Raw genomic sequence first — 14,693 nt, forward strand, 5'->3', positions numbered from 1 at the left:
AGTGGTGGCGGCCCAACGGTTTCAGCGTTGCCGGATCACCGGCGGCTCATGTGCCCGCACCGGGGGGAGCGTTCCATCGAACTTCTCGACCTGCACCAGCACATGTGCGCCGGTGCAGCCATGCGCCAGCGACGAGGTCCCGACGTCGTCGGTGAGCACGTTGGGATTGCCGTGCACGCACATCGAATCGGGATCTGACGGTTCGGCGGGGTCGTACCACGCTCCGGTCGGTAATTGCACCACCGACGGGCGCAACCGGTCGTCGATCATCACCCCGGCCAGGCACGCCCCACGGTCGTTGAACACCCGCACTACGTCACCGTCTGCGAGCCCTCGGGCCGCCGCGTCGTCCGGGTGGATGCGGATCGGTTCGCGCCCTTGAACTTTCGATGCCTGACTCGTGGCACCGCCGTCGAGTTGGCTGTGCAGGCGGGTCGCGGGCTGATTGGCCAGCAGATGCAACGGATAGCGGCCGGCCCGCTCACCGCCGAGCCACTCGGTCGGCTCGTACCACCGGGGGTGGCCGGCACAGTCGGGGTAGCCGAATCCGTCGATGGTCTGCGAGAAGATCTCGATCCGACCGCTCGGGGTGGCCAACCGGTGCCCGACCGGATCGGCCCGGAAATCAGCCAGCAGCGTGAGCCCCGGTTCGGTGGGCAACCGCAGGTGACCCTCAGCCCAGAACTGGTCGAACTCGGGTACCTCGAAATCCAGTCCGGCAGACCACTTTTCATACATGTGGACCAACCACTGCCGTGCCGTGCGGCCCTCGGTGAACTGCTCACCGAACCCGAGCCGCTCGGCCAGCGCCGAGAACGTGGTGTAGTCGTCGCGGGAGTCGCCGTACGGCGGGGTCAGCGCAGGCATGGCGACCAGCAGGGGGTCATTGCGCGAACCCGAGTAGTCCTCGCGCTCATAGGCGGTGGTCGAGGGCACGACGATGTCGGCATGCTTGGCCATCGCCGTCCAGTACGGGTCGTGCACCACGATGGTGTCCACCCGGGACAGGGCGCGGCACAATCTCGGAATGTTCTGGTGGTGGTGGAACGGATTGCCGCCGGCCCAGTACACGCACCTGATGTCGGGGTAGGTCAGGCGCAGTCCGTTGTAATCGAACGGCTGGCCGGGGTGCAGCAGCATGTCGGTCACGGCCGCGACAGGGATGAACGTCTGCACCGGGTTGAGCCCCTGTGGCAGCGCGGGCAGGCCGCAGCGCAGCGGCGGCAACCCCGGCTCGTTCATCGACCCGTAGCCGTGCCCGAAACCCCCTCCGGGCACACCGATCTGGCCCAGCATGGCGGCCAGGGTCAGGCCCATCCACGGCGCCTGCTCGCCGTGCCGGATCCGCTGCAGCGACCAGCTGACGGTGACCAGGGTGCGGGAGGCGGCCATCTGCCTCGCCAGGTCCGCGAGCTCGCCGGCGGGCAGGCCGCTGAGCGCCGACGCCCATTGCGGGCTCTTGGCGATACCGTCGTCGTGGCCCAACAGGTAGCGCTCGAACCGCTGGTATCCGCTGCAGTGCGTGTCGAGGAAGTCGAGGTCGGCCAGGCCCTCAGTGGCCAGCACGTAGGCCAGGGCGAGCATCACTGCCACATCGGTGCCAGGGACGGGGGCCAGCCATCGGCAGTCGCCGTCGACGTCGTCACGAAGCGGGCTCAGCGACACGATCTTTCCGCCGCGCTCACGCATCCGGCGCAGCGCGTCGCGGGCCGGATGTGCCGTGGTGCCACCGTGATTGATGCCGGTGTTCTTCAGTGCGAGTCCGCCGAAGCACACCAGCAGATCGGTGTGCTCGCTGATGATCTCCCAGTCGGTGGAGCGCTTGAACAGGTCGTCGTGAGTACCGACCACCCGGGGCATGATCACCCCGGTCGCGCCCAGGCTATAGGAATGGCGGGAAGACGTATAGCCGCCGAGCATTTTCAGAAAGCGGTGCACCTGGCTCTGGGCGTGGTGGAAGCGTCCGGCGCTGGCCCAGCCGTAGGAGCCGCCGTAGATCGCCTCGTTGCCGTAGGTGTGGACGACCCGGCGCAGCTCCTCGGCCAGCAACTCGAAGAGCTCATCCCAGGAGACCGCGACGTACTCGTCGGCGCCCCGTTCGGTACTGGGGCCGGGGCCGTCGCGCAGCCAGCCGCGTCGCACTGCGGGCCCGGCGATACGGGAGCGGTGCCGGATCGAGCCTGCGAGGTTGCCGAGCAACGGTGAGGGGTCAGCGTCACCGTCCATCGGGGTGACGGCCGCGATGTCGCCGTCCGCGACGTTCGCGGTGAAGGCGCCCCAGTGCGCGAGGCTCATGGGGGACCGGGGCATGAGCAGAGTTTACGGGCGGTACCCACCCTCCCCAGGGCTGACCAACCACCCGGTTGGTATAGGTTGGCCCCAAATCAGTAACCAGTACCGGAGGTCACACCATGGGCAGTGTTGTGAAGTACGACCGCACGTTGTTCGAGCCCGAGCACGACTTGTTCCGCGAGTCGTACCGGGCGTTTCTGGACAAGCATGTCGCGCCCTTCCACGACCAGTGGGAGAAGGACAAGATCGTCGACCGCGGGGTCTGGCTGGAGGCGGGTAAGCAGGGCTTTCTCGGGATGGCGGTGCCCGAGGAGTACGGCGGCGGCGGTAACGACGACTTCCGGTACAACACGATCGTCTGTGAGGAGACCGTCGCCGGTCGCTTCAGCGGCATCGGCTTCAGCCTGCACAACGACGTCGTCGCGCCGTATCTGCTCCGGCTGGCCAATGAGGAGCAGAAGCAGCGGTGGCTGCCCAAGTTCTGCACGGGCGAATTGATCACGGCGATCGCAATGACCGAACCGGGCACCGGTAGCGACCTGCAGGGCATCAAGACCCGCGCGGTGCGCGACGGTGACCACTACGTCCTCAACGGGTCCAAGACCTTCATCACCAACGGCATCAACTCCGATCTGGTGATCGTCGTTGCCCAAACCGACCCTGAGAAGGGTGCTCTCGGCTTCTCCCTGCTGGTGGTGGAGCGCGGTATGGAGGGCTTCGAGCGGGGCCGGCACCTGGACAAGATCGGTCTGGAGGCCCAGGACACCGCCGAGCTGTCGTTCACCGACGTCAAGGTTCCCGTCGAGAACCTGCTCGGCGAGGAGGGGCAGGGTTTCGTCTATCTGATGCAGAACCTGCCGCAGGAACGCATCTCGATCGCCATCATGGCCGCCGCGGCGATGGAGGCGGTGCTGGAGCAGACCGTGCAGTACACCAAGGAGCGCAAGGCGTTCGGCAAGCCCATCGGCAGCTTCCAGAACAGCCGGTTCCTGCTGGCCGAACTGGCCACCGAGGCCACCGTGGTCCGGATGATGGTCGACGAGTTCATTCGGTTGCACCTCGACGAGAAGCTCACCGTGGAGCAGGCGGCGATGGCCAAGTGGTACTCGACCGAGAAGCAGGTGGAGCTCATCGACCGCTGCCTGCAGCTGCACGGCGGCTACGGCTACATGCGTGAGTACCCGGTTGCGCGGGCCTACCTGGATGCCCGAGTGCAGACCATCTACGGCGGCACCACCGAGATCATGAAGGAGATCATCGGTCGCGGGCTGGGTGTCTAGCGGGCCGATCGGCCCCCGATTTATCCGGTACTCGTCCAAAAAAGCCCAAATCTGGGTCTTCGGACCCAGATATTGGGCCTTTTTTGGTCATGATCGGCCACGTTAGTTGGTTATCGTCACGTGCTGACGCAAAGTTGTCCGGGCGGGACATTTCTAAGGAAACTTTGCCGAACGAGCGGGGAGGGCGCATGACTAGGCCGGGAGCGAGGCTGAACGCGGCCGTGTGGCGGTTGGCGGTCGGCCTGCTCGCACTCGTAGTCGCTGCTTTGGTGGTGCCGGCGGTGGCTTCGGCCACCCCGGAGTCGGATGCCGACGCCGCGGTCACGGCCGCCTGGGAGGCCAACGGTGGGGACGGCGGCCCGCTCGGGCCGCGGCAGGGCGGCGTGTACGCGGTGGGTTCTGGCTTCGCGCAGAACTTCTCCGGCGGCAAGATGTTCTTCACCCCGGCAACCGGCGCGCACTTCATGCAGGGCGCAATCCTGGACAAGTACGAGTCGCTGGGCGGCCCGGCCGACGGCGACATGGGATTTCCCACCATCGACGAGGGCGCCGGACGTGCCGCGGACAGCCGCAACTCGACCTTGAGTGCGCCTGACAACCCGGTCATCTTCTGGACTCCGTCCACCGGTGCCCGGGTGGTGCGGGGCGCCATCAACGCCGCATGGGACAAGCTCGGCGGCTCCGCGGGAGTACTGGGCGTCCCCGCCGACGACGAGACGTTCGACGGCGACGTGATCTCCCAGAAGTTCACCGGCGGCGAGATCTCCTGGAACCGCAAGACCAAGGCGTTCACCACGGTGCCGCCGGAACTGGCCGATCAGCTGGCCGGTCTGGACGTACCGTCGGACCCCGCCTCGGCGATCGCCGCTGCGCGTCGCGAGGCGGGCGGGGTGATGGGACCGCTGGGAGCCAAGGACGGCGACCAGTATCCAATCGGCGACGGTGGATTCGGCCAGAAGTACGCCGGCGGCAAGATCTTCTACAGCCCGGCCACCGGGGCCAATGCCATCACCGGCCAGCTGCTCGAAAAGTATGAAAGCGTCGGTGGCCCGGAAGGCGATCTGGGCTTCCCGACCGCAAGCGAGGCCGAGGGCGGGTTGGGTCCCAATAGCCGGATCAGCACTTTCGCGGCGGCTGACAACCCCGTCATCTTCTGGACCCCCGACTACGGCGCGGTGATCGTGCGGGGCGCGATGAACGCGGCCTGGGAGAAGCTCGGTGGGGCCAAGGGCGCGCTGGGCGCCCCGATGGCCGACCAGACCGAAGACGGCGGTGTCATCAGCCAGCGGTTCAGCGGGGGAGCGATCTCGTGGGACCGCGACGCCGACAAGTTCACCACCGAGCCGTCGAAACTCGCCTCCGAGCTGAGCGGACTGCAGGTTCCCGGACTCGGGCAGACCCCGGCGGCCGGACCGCAGCCCTCCGACACCGACAGCAAGAAGCCGTTCTCCTGGCATTGGAGCTGGTGGTGGCTGATCGCGGTGATCCCGGTCGTGCTGCTCGCCGGGTTGATCGTCGGTGCCGCACTGTGGCACCGTCGCCGCGCCGGTGGCGATGACGACTTCGACCACGATCCGTTCGACGACGACTACGACGGCGGACCGGGAGATTCGTCCTACGACGAGGGTCGATATGACGACGCGCGCTACGGCTCGCGTGGGTACGACCACGATGAGTACCGCGATGGCGGTGGCTCCGACGCGGCCAACGGCTACGGCCCGAGCGCTGCGTACGGCGACGCCGCGACGGCGCGGTTCGCCGGCCCGGGCGAGGAATCTTCAGGCGCGGCGTCTCCGTACGACGGCCCCACCGATATCGCCATTCCGGTCAGCCAGTGGGCCGCTCCGCACGGATCGGCCAGTGGTTACGGGGTGCCGGGCGAGGAGGAGGAACCGCCGGAGGATTCCTCGCAGTTGGTCGGGGAGCAGGGCTTCGACGACTATGACGACGATGACGACTTCGAAGACGACTATGAAGATGACGACTTCGAGGACGACGACTTCGGCGACGAGGATCTCGATACGCCGATCGACGCCGAATTCGAGGAGGTCGCCGAGGGCGACGATGTCGACGACATCGAAGCGGAACTCGTGGACGAGGACCTGGTGGATACCGGGTCAATGCCCGGTCCGGTGGGCGGAGTGCGTGAGGCACAGGGTTTCGCAGGGCTGAGCGGCCTGGCGGTCCCGAGCGATCAGGACAACGTCGACACCGCGCCGACCCGCGTCATCACCGAGGCCGAGGCATACAGCAGCGAGGCGCACAGCGGGCGCCACGCCGCCATCGAACTCGACGAGATACCGACTGCCACCGCTATCCATCTGCCGTTGGACGATCCCCACCGTGCGCCGGAGGGCTATCCGATCAAGGCGGACACGAAGTCCGGACGGTACTGGGCGCCCGACAGTAGCGAGTACGACGACGCAGTGGCCGAGATCTGGTTCGCCAGTGAGGAATTCGCCCGCACGAACGGGTTCGTGCGCACGGACTGAGGGCTGTGGGGCTCGGCAGCCGTCAGGTGAGGCCGGGCCCTCGTCCGGTCAGATCTTGCGGATCACGGTGACGACCTTGCCGAGCACCGCTGCGTCGTTGCCCGGGATCGGGTCGTATGCCGGGTTGTGCGGCATCAGCCAGACCTGACCGCGGGTCCGCTTGAACGTCTTGACGGTGGCCTCGCCGTCGATCATGGCTGCCACGATGTCGCCGTTGTCGGCCACGCTCTGCTGGCGTACCACCACCCAGTCGCCGTCACAGATGGCCGCATCGACCATCGAGTCGCCGACAACCTTGAGCAGGAACAGTGAGCCCTCGCCGACCAATTCGCGGGGCAGCGGGAAGACGTCCTCGACGGCCTGCTCGGCCAGGATGGGGCCGCCCGCGGCGATACGGCCGAGCACCGGCACGAACGTCGGCTCGGGGAGCGCGTCGGAGCCGGCCACGTCGGTGGACACCAGTGCGGCGGCCGTCGGATCGTCGGCGGCGCGCACGTCGACAGCGCGCGGGCGGTTGGGATCGCGGCGCAGGTAGCCCTTGCGTTCCAGGGTGCGCAACTGGTGGGCGACCGACGAGGTCGAGGTCAATCCGACCGCATCGCCGATCTCGCGGATGCTGGGCGGGTAGCCGCGAGTGGTCACCGACGCGCGGATCACGTCGAGAATGGTGCGTTGCCGGTCGGTGAGGCCGCCCTCGGCCCGGCGTGGACCCGCGCCGTCCGATCCGGCCGGGCTTTCCGTGTTGCCGTCCCTGCTGCGGTCGTCGCTCATGGGGCCGAATGTAGTCCCTGATCGAACATTAATCAAACATGTGTTCGACGCGTGTTGTGGGCGTGTCTGCTGGTGGGGCGCATGGGGCGGCGGTTCGTGCTCGTGCGCGGGGTTCGTGGCCGGAACTTGTCGGTGCCCTGTTCTATCGTTTGGCAACAGTTCGATCACATGTTCTATCAATCGAACACCTGAGCGAGTATGTTCGAACACAAGAGCGAAAGAGTCCACCGAAAGGCAGTCAGATGGCGATCATCGATATCCCCGCCGATAGCCGTTCCCGCGCTGTTCGGGCCGTGCCCCAGTCCTCACCGCAGCGGGCCCGCTGCGCCGCAGGCGCCAGGGGCAGCGCCACCTTCGGTACCGGTGTGGCCCGGCCGGTACGCCGGGTGCAGCGGGCGCAGCGCCCGGGCCGTGCCCGCCCCGCCGCCGGTGCGGTCCACTACCGCGGAACCGGTGTGCTGATGTCGCGGGCGTCGCACCGCAGCCGGCCCATCACGCCGCTGACCACGGTGTTACTGGCCCTGGTCGCCGCCGGTATCACGGTGTGGCTCGGCCTGGTGGCCCAACTCGGTGGGGTGATGGGGGCCGAGAGCCCGCAGCCGGCGGAACTCGCGGTGGTCCAGGTGAAGTCCGGGGAGTCGCTGCAGCAGGTGGCACGCCGGGTTGCCCCGGATGCTCCGGTGGCCCGGGTCGTCGAGCAGATTCGTGACCTCAACCAACTCGACTCTGCCGCGGTCGACGCCGGGCAGACACTGCTCGCACCGGTTGGCTGAGCAGCGCAATGTCCGCTGAAACGTCCTGGCAGGCAGCATCACTGGCCGGTGTCGGCGTGAGCACCTACATGCCACTGGACCCGGCGGTGAGTCTGCCGAGGGCATCGCGGGTACGCTCAAGGGCGCTCGAACTAGTTGTCCGGCGGCATGACGAAGGAGCGGTAATGCATTGTCCGTTCTGTCGTCATCCTGATTCGCGTGTCGTCGATTCCCGCGAGACCGACGAGGGGCAGGCCATCCGGCGCCGGCGGTCGTGCCCGGAGTGCGGACGTCGGTTCACCACTGTGGAGACCGCGGTGCTGGCCGTGGTGAAGCGCAGCGGGGTGACCGAGCCGTTCAGTCGGGAGAAGGTCATCCGCGGAGTGCGCCGGTCCTGTCAGGGCAGGCAGGTCGACGACGATGCGCTCAATGTCTTGGCGCAGAAGGTCGAGGACGCGGTCCGCGGCCTCGGCACGCCGGAGATCCCCAGCAATGAGGTCGGCCTGGCGATCCTCGGACCGCTCCGCGAACTGGACGAGGTCGCCTACCTGAGGTTCGCCTCGGTGTACCGGTCATTCTCCTCCGCCGAGGACTTCGAGCGCGAAATCGAAGCCCTGCGGGCGCATCGCGCCGAGGCGTAGCTCAGTCGAGTTGGGTTGTGCCGTCGTTGACGACGCGGCCGGCCAGACGTACCCAGCCCTCCGGACTCCAGCGGGTCTCGATCACCGAACCCTTTCCCTGGAGGATCGTGAGATCCCGGCTGAGATAGTCGGTCATCCGTACTGCCGCCGACCCCGTGGCCTCGTCTTCGGGAATCCCGAGATGCGAGGCGAAGGATCGGGATCGCAACGTGCCGTGCGCTTCGTCGCTCCAGGCCCACAGGTAGGCGTCATCGAAATCGTCAGGGTCGGCGGCGAGCACCTCGTCGACCGTGGCCAGGTCATAGATGGCGAATTCCGGGGCCCATTCCGAGCGGGCATTGACGATGGCGCGATCGTCGTCGTACTCGACGGGAAGGATCCCGGCGGGCACCCGCAATGTGTTGACCGGCAACCCCTTTTCGCGCAGCCACCACGATGCGCCGACCGTGGGATGTCCTGCGAACGGCAGTTCGGCGACCGGTGTGAAGATGTGGGCACTGGCGGACTTACCGCCCGGCTGCGGAAGATCGATGAATACCGTTTCGCTGTAACCCAATTCGGTGGCGATCCGCTGACGGTCGGCGGGGGCGACGTTGCTGTTGTCGACCACGCCGAGCGGATTGCCGTGCTTGCCCTCGGAGTCGGTGAACACACGCAAAACAGTGACGTCGATGGCCATAGACCGATGCTACGTCGCGGCCCGCGCCGTCCGGGAGGGCCGCTCGGGGAACCTCGTGGGGGAGCAGGTCAGGTGGCGCTGCGCTCGTCGGCGTCCATTGCGTCGAGCACCGCGATCTGAGTGTCGAACGGCCCGCTCATCGTCGCCTCGGTCCGGCCGCTGCGCAGCAGGCTGCGGAGCCGGTCCTGGTCGTACACCGACGGTTCGGTCGTGTCGATGAAGCGTTCGACCACCTCGACGAAGCGGTCGGGATCGTCGTGGAACGGAAAATGCCCGGATCCGGAGAAAATCTCCAACTGGGAACCGGGCATTGCGGCGTGCGCCATGTGCGCGTGGCTGACGGGGATGACCGAATCGCTTTCACCCCAGACCAACTGGACCGGCACCGATTCGGTCAAATAACAGCGGTCCAGCATGGTCACCACCTGGCCGCGCCAGTCCACGACGGCGCGCAGGGTCCGGGCGAACGCCGACGATGCCGTCGGCTCCGGCAGATCCGCGAGGATACGCAGCATGTCCGGGATGTCGCGGCCGAGACCGGTTGAGCCCAATACGGTGCCCGCGGCCCGACCGGCCAGTTGCAACGCCGGCAGCACCAGGGGCAGTCGCAGCAGGGCCAGCGCCTCACTGCCCATCGGGAGCGAGGCCACCCGCAGAGCCACGTTGACATCCTTGGTGACGCCACCGGAGCCCACGAGGATCAGCCGATCCACCAACTGCGGGAACTGGTAGGCGAACTGCATCGCCACGCCACCGCCGAGTGAATGTCCGACCACGGTCACCCGATCGATGTCGAGCACGCTGAGTAGGTCGCGCATGCCGTTGGCGTACGCCGCGACCGAATAGTCCGCACGCGGCTTGTCGGAGCTGCCGTGGCCGAGCAGATCCGGAGCGATCACGGTGAACCGTTGTGCCAGCGCCGATTGCACGGTGTGCCAGGTGGTCGAGTTGTCACCGATGCCGTGGATCAGCAGGATCGCCGGACCGGATCCGGCCACCCGGAAGGCCCGTCGGTATCCGTGGATCGTGCGGTATTCGAGCGTCGGGGTGAGCTCGCGGACGGTCCGCAGATGGGGCTTGCGTTCGGTCATGCTGGTCAACCTCGCCCTCGCCCGGTGTCGGGCTGCTATGAGTGGTTGTCGCCGTTCGGGAAGCCGTCGCCGAAGCCGTCCCGCCCGTCTTTGTACCTGTCGTCCTTGTGCTTGTCACCGGTCTGCTGGGCGAGGAACCGTTCGAACTCGGCTCCCAGCTCATCACCGCTGGGCAGTTCCTCATCCCGCGCCAGCAGAGACCGATTCTCCTGTGCGGCAACGAACGCATCGTACTGGCGCTCCAACCCGGTCACCACCTGAGCCACCTCTTCGCTGGCCTCTACCTGCTCGTTGATCTTGCTGTAGACCTCGGCTCCGGCCTCGGAAAGTTTCTCCAACGGCAGTTGTAGCGAACCGGTCCGGGCGACCTCGGCCAGTAGCGCCTCGGCAGCCGGCGGATAGGCCGTCTGGGCCAGGTAGTGCGGGACGTGCACGGTGTACCCCACCACCTCGTGCCCATGCTGGGCCATGCGGAACTCCAGCAGGTTGGAGACGCTCGCCGGAACCTGGACTTCGCCGACCCACGGGGTGTGGTCGGCGATCAGCTCCTTGTCGTTCGCGTGCGCGGTGAGCATGACGGGGCGCGTGTGGGGCACCGCCATCGGGATGGTGCCGAGGCCGATCACCTGGCGGACCCCGAGCTGTTCGGCGAGCAGCCGCACCGCGGTGATGAACCGCTCCCACCGCAGGTCCGGCTCCAGGCCGGCCAGCAGCAGGAACGGCGTGCCCACGCCGTCGTGCAGCGCGTACAGGTTCAGCTCGGGTTCGTCGTAGCTGGTGAAATGGTCGGTCTTGAATGTCATCAGCGGCCGGCGCGACCGGTAGTCGAGCAGCTCGTCGATGGCGAAGGAGGCCACCAGCTCGGTGTCGAGCGTGTCCTTGAGATGCTCGGCGGCCAGGCGGATCGCGTGGCCGGCATCGGAGAAACCCTCCAGCGCGTGGATCAGCACCGGGCCGCGTCCATCCGAAGACGACAGCTGCGGGGCCGGGAACTCAAGCTCGTACATGCCGCTCTGGTCGGGCTGGTAGTGCTGATCGGGGGTGTCGCTGGTGTCGGTCATCTCGCTTCGTCTCCTCGCTGCGGTAGGACGCTGTGACGGCCTACCGCCGTATCGTCCAGTGTCCCGCATACCCGTCCTGCGGGTTCGTTCCGCCCCGCTTGTGCGTTCGAACGCGCCGGGCTGGGGGTCGCATTCCGGCAGTTCTCCGCGCGATCAGGCAAAATCGTGATGATGCGCGCGACCCGGATGGCGAAATTCACAGTCGCGGCTGCCCTGACGGCGGCCGGGGCGGCGGCGTGCACCGTTCCGGGCCCCACCACCGGTGGGGCGGCAGCCAGCCTCACGACCGCCCCGCCGAGCAGCACACCGGCTGCGGCCAGCGCGTTGTCGCAGGCCGGGGTCGAGTCGGTGACGCCGGATCGTCGGGTGGGGGCGCTCTTCCTGGGCGATACCACGACGCACACCTGTAGCGGGTCGGTGCTGGCCACCCCGACAGCTGACCTCATCCTGACGGCCGCGCACTGCCTGCTCGACGGTGTCGACACCACGTTCGTCCCCGGTTTCGGCGCGGGCGCCGGTGACACCTGGCACGTGAGCAGCGTGTATCTGGACTCGCGCTGGCTCGCCAACCAGGATCCTCAGGCCGACTATGCGATCGTGCGGGTGACCGGGGATTCCACCGCCAGCCTGCTGGCCGAATCCGGTGGCGGGCTGACCCTGGGGTCGGCGCCGGCGGCGGGCAGCCCGGTGACGGTGACCGGTTACCCGATGGGTGAAGGCGGCAGCCCGATGGCGTGCCGCGGCGCGACCGAGTCGTCACTGCAGGGATTCCCGGCCCTGGCCTGTGCGGGCGTGACCGATGGTTTCAGCGGTGCCCCGTGGGTTTCGGGGTCGACGGTGACCGGGTTGGTCGGCGGACTCGACGGCGGCGGCTGCGACGACGACGTGTCCTACTCACCGCGCTTCGACGACCGGATCGCGCGCCTGCTCGTCCGCGCCGAGGCCGACGGCCCCGGCGACGCGGCGCCGGCGGCCCTCGAATCGGACTGTCAGTAGCGGAACTGGTTGAGCGCGCGCAGCTTGTTCATCACGTCCAGCGCCGCGACCTTGTAGGCCTCGGAGAACGTCGGATAGTTGAACACCGCGTCGACGAGGTATTCGACGGTGCCGCCGCAACCCATCACGGCCTGCCCGATGTGGACCATCTCGGTGGCATTGGTACCGAAGATGTGCACCCCCAGTAGCCGCAGATCCTCGGTGGACACGAGCAGTTTCAGCATCCCGTAGGAATCCCCGGCGATCTGCCCGCGCGCCAGTTCGCGGTACCGGGATACGCCGACCTCATACGGAATCGAATCCTTGGTCAGATCGACCTCGGTCGCCCCGACGAACGACACCTCAGGGATCGAGTAGATGCCGATCGGCTGCAGGCTCATCATGGCCTTGGTGGGTTCGCCGAAGGCGTGGTACGCGGCTAACCGGCCCTGCTCCATGGATGTCGCGGCCAGCGCCGGGAATCCGATGACGTCGCCGACCGCGTAGATGTGGTCCACCTTGGTGGTGAAGTTGTCGTCGACGTAGATGCGGCCGCGGGCGTCGGCCTCCAGACCGGCGTTGGCCAGGTCGAGGTGATCCGTCTGGCCCTGGCGTCCGGCCGAATACATCACGGTCTCGGCGGGGATCTGCTTGCCGCTGGCGAGGGTGGTCACCGTGCCCGAGGTGCCGATGTCGACGGCGGTCACCTCTTCGCCGAACCGGAACGTCACCGCGAGGTCGCGGAGGTGGAAGCGCAACGACTCGATGATCTCGGGATCGCAGAACTCCAGCATGTCGTCGCGCTTCTCCACCACGGTGACCTTGGTGCCCAGCGCGGCGAACATCGAGGCGTACTCGATGCCGATGACCCCGGCGCCGACCACCACCATCGAGGTGGGCAGGGTCGCGAGATTGAGGATGCCGTCGGAATCGAGCACGCGTGCCTCGTCGAACGTGACGCCGGCCGGTCGGGCCGGTTTGGTTCCGGTGGCGATCACGATGAAACGGCCACGGACAGTGACCAATTCAGCTCGGTTGGGATCCTCGACGAGGATCGTGTGCTCGTCGGAGAATCGGCCGTGCCCGGTGTACAGCTCGATGCGGTTACGCATCAGCTGAGACCGCACGACGTCGATCTCCTTGCCGATGACGTGCTGGGTGCGGGACAGCAGATCGGCGGGGGTGATCTTGTCCTTGACGCGGTAGCTCGCGCCGTAGAGTTCGCGCTGGCTCATACCGGTCAGGTAGACGACGGCCTCACGCAACGTCTTGGACGGAATGGTGCCGGTGTTGACGCACACTCCGCCGAGCATCATGCCCCGCTCGATCACCGCAACGGTCTTGCCCAGTTTCGCTGCGGCGATGGCGGCGCGCTGGCCCCCAGGACCCGAACCGATGACAACGAGGTCATATTCCTGCATCGAACCCATGGGTCAACTGTCTACGCGGGGTTGCGGAACCGGCACATGTGGCTGACGCCGAATACCGAGTGAACAAACGGGTTATCCCCAGCGCAGAGTCCATCCCCAACCACTGCCGCCGCCCGGTTCGGGCCGCGATCGGTGACGGGGCGGGTTGGCACGGTCGGGCCATGACTACACCATCGCCCTCCTCGCCCGAGTTCGACTTCCACCTCAACCGCCCCGGCGCGCTGATCGCCGCACTGCCCGCGGTGCTCGGCTTCGTCCCGCACCGCAGCCTCGTGCTCGTCACCGTCGACCGGGGCGAGTTGGGCTGCGTCATGCGCGCCGATCTGGCCGACGACATGTCGGGCCGCGTCGCGCACCTCGTCGACCTCGCGGCGAACGCCGGCGCGGACGCCGTGATCGCTGTGGTCGTGGACGATCACAGCCGGGACTGCCGGGTGTGCGATGACCGCTACCGCGACCTCGCGGCGGTGCTGGACGAGGCGCTGGCCGCGGACGGCATCGAGCTCTACGCCGCGCACGTGGTGGACAAGGTGGCCGCCGGGGGGTTCTGGCACTGCGCCGACGGTTGTGGCGCAGAGGGATACGTGGACGACCCGGGCGCGTCACCACTGGCGGCAGCTGCGGTGCTCGACGGCCGGCGGCTCTACGGCAGCCGTGACGAGCTACTTCGGGTGATCCGGCCGGACCTCGTGGCCGCGGCCTCGATGAAACGGCCATTGGAGCTCGCGGCGCAGCGGCCGGGGTGCCCGGACATCCGGCCCGACGACGAGGTGCGCGGGGACGTCGAGGCCGCAATGCGGGCAGCGGCGCAGGTGGCCGAGGGAGATGCGCCCGGCAGTACCGAGTTGGCGCGGTTGGCCGTCGGGTTGGCCGATCCGAGGGTCCGCGACACGCTCTATGCGCTGGCGGTCGGGGAGTGCGCGGAGCAGGCCGAAGCGTTGTGGGCGCTGTTGGCCCGTAATCTGCCCGATCCGTGGCGCGCCGAAGCGCTTGTTCTGCTGGCCTTCTCGGCGTATGCGCGGGGCGACGGGCCGCTGGCCGGGGTATCGCTCGATGCCGCGTTGGACGCACGGCCCACGCACCGGATGGCGGGCATGCTCGACACCGCGCTACAAGCGGGCATGCGGCCGGAGCGCATCCGGGAGCTGGCGGTCACCGGCTATCGGTTGGCCGAACAGCTCGGCGTGCAACTGCCGCCACGGCGGACGTGGCGCCGCAGGGCCGGTTGA

Annotated in this window: 12 protein-coding genes; 6 read left to right on the top strand and 6 right to left on the bottom strand. The window is 67.7% G+C overall.

What is annotated here, in order from left to right; translation table 11 throughout:
• Window positions 1-21 precede the first annotated feature (21 nt).
• Complete coding sequence (locus AC4LGL_RS11705) at window positions 22-2,310, bottom strand: molybdopterin guanine dinucleotide-containing S/N-oxide reductase (RefSeq protein WP_491838831.1); 2,289 nt, start codon at window positions 2,308-2,310, stop codon at window positions 22-24.
• 101 nt (window positions 2,311-2,411) lie between these two features.
• Between AC4LGL_RS11705 and AC4LGL_RS11710 the strand changes: the two genes are divergently transcribed.
• Window positions 2,412-3,572, top strand: a complete 1,161-nt coding sequence (locus AC4LGL_RS11710) for an acyl-CoA dehydrogenase family protein (RefSeq protein ID WP_491838832.1) — start codon at window positions 2,412-2,414, stop codon at window positions 3,570-3,572.
• A gap of 188 nt (window positions 3,573-3,760) precedes the next feature.
• The gene (locus AC4LGL_RS11715; protein WP_491838833.1) at window positions 3,761-6,064 is read left to right on the top strand and encodes an LGFP repeat-containing protein; all 2,304 of its coding nucleotides are present in this window, start codon (window positions 3,761-3,763) and stop codon (window positions 6,062-6,064) included.
• Between the two features lie 48 nt (window positions 6,065-6,112).
• Here the strand turns inward: AC4LGL_RS11715 and lexA are convergent, their stop codons facing one another.
• The gene (lexA, locus tag AC4LGL_RS11720) at window positions 6,113-6,835 is read right to left on the bottom strand and encodes a transcriptional repressor LexA (RefSeq protein ID WP_064884422.1); all 723 of its coding nucleotides are present in this window, start codon (window positions 6,833-6,835) and stop codon (window positions 6,113-6,115) included.
• A gap of 242 nt (window positions 6,836-7,077) precedes the next feature.
• On the opposite strand from lexA, the gene AC4LGL_RS11725 reads away from it, so the two are divergent.
• Both AC4LGL_RS11725 and nrdR read left to right on the top strand, forming a co-directional pair.
• A complete protein-coding gene (locus AC4LGL_RS11725) occupies window positions 7,078-7,608 on the top strand; it encodes a LysM peptidoglycan-binding domain-containing protein (RefSeq protein WP_491838834.1) in 531 nt (176 codons plus the stop codon).
• A gap of 164 nt (window positions 7,609-7,772) precedes the next feature.
• Entirely contained in the window at window positions 7,773-8,228 is a 456-nt protein-coding gene (gene nrdR / locus AC4LGL_RS11730) for a transcriptional regulator NrdR (protein ID WP_463745561.1), read from the top strand.
• A gap of 1 nt (window position 8,229) precedes the next feature.
• Here nrdR and AC4LGL_RS11735 read toward each other — a convergent pair whose 3' ends face one another.
• From AC4LGL_RS11735 to AC4LGL_RS11745, 3 genes are all read right to left on the bottom strand, one after another.
• A complete protein-coding gene (locus AC4LGL_RS11735; RefSeq protein ID WP_491838835.1) occupies window positions 8,230-8,907 on the bottom strand; it encodes a PhzF family protein in 678 nt (225 codons plus the stop codon).
• A gap of 68 nt (window positions 8,908-8,975) precedes the next feature.
• The gene (locus AC4LGL_RS11740; RefSeq protein ID WP_491838836.1) at window positions 8,976-9,998 is read right to left on the bottom strand and encodes an alpha/beta fold hydrolase; all 1,023 of its coding nucleotides are present in this window, start codon (window positions 9,996-9,998) and stop codon (window positions 8,976-8,978) included.
• A 35-nt stretch (window positions 9,999-10,033) separates the two neighbouring features.
• Window positions 10,034-11,059 (bottom strand): proteasome assembly chaperone family protein, encoded by a 1,026-nt coding sequence (locus AC4LGL_RS11745; RefSeq protein ID WP_491838837.1) that lies wholly within the window; start codon window positions 11,057-11,059, stop codon window positions 10,034-10,036.
• 171 nt (window positions 11,060-11,230) lie between these two features.
• Between AC4LGL_RS11745 and AC4LGL_RS11750 the strand changes: the two genes are divergently transcribed.
• Entirely contained in the window at window positions 11,231-12,055 is an 825-nt protein-coding gene (locus AC4LGL_RS11750; protein WP_491838838.1) for a trypsin-like serine peptidase, read from the top strand.
• Here AC4LGL_RS11750 and sthA read toward each other — a convergent pair.
• On the bottom strand, window positions 12,049-13,464 hold the full coding sequence (gene sthA / locus AC4LGL_RS11755) for a Si-specific NAD(P)(+) transhydrogenase (protein ID WP_491838839.1): 1,416 nt from the start codon (window positions 13,462-13,464) through the stop codon (window positions 12,049-12,051). The genes AC4LGL_RS11750 and sthA overlap by 7 nt on opposite strands.
• Before the next feature lie 161 nt (window positions 13,465-13,625).
• Between sthA and AC4LGL_RS11760 the strand changes: the two genes are divergently transcribed.
• Window positions 13,626-14,693, top strand: a complete 1,068-nt coding sequence (locus AC4LGL_RS11760) for a DUF4192 domain-containing protein (RefSeq protein ID WP_491838840.1) — start codon at window positions 13,626-13,628, stop codon at window positions 14,691-14,693.

This window comes from Mycolicibacterium arcueilense (assembly GCF_058536225.1).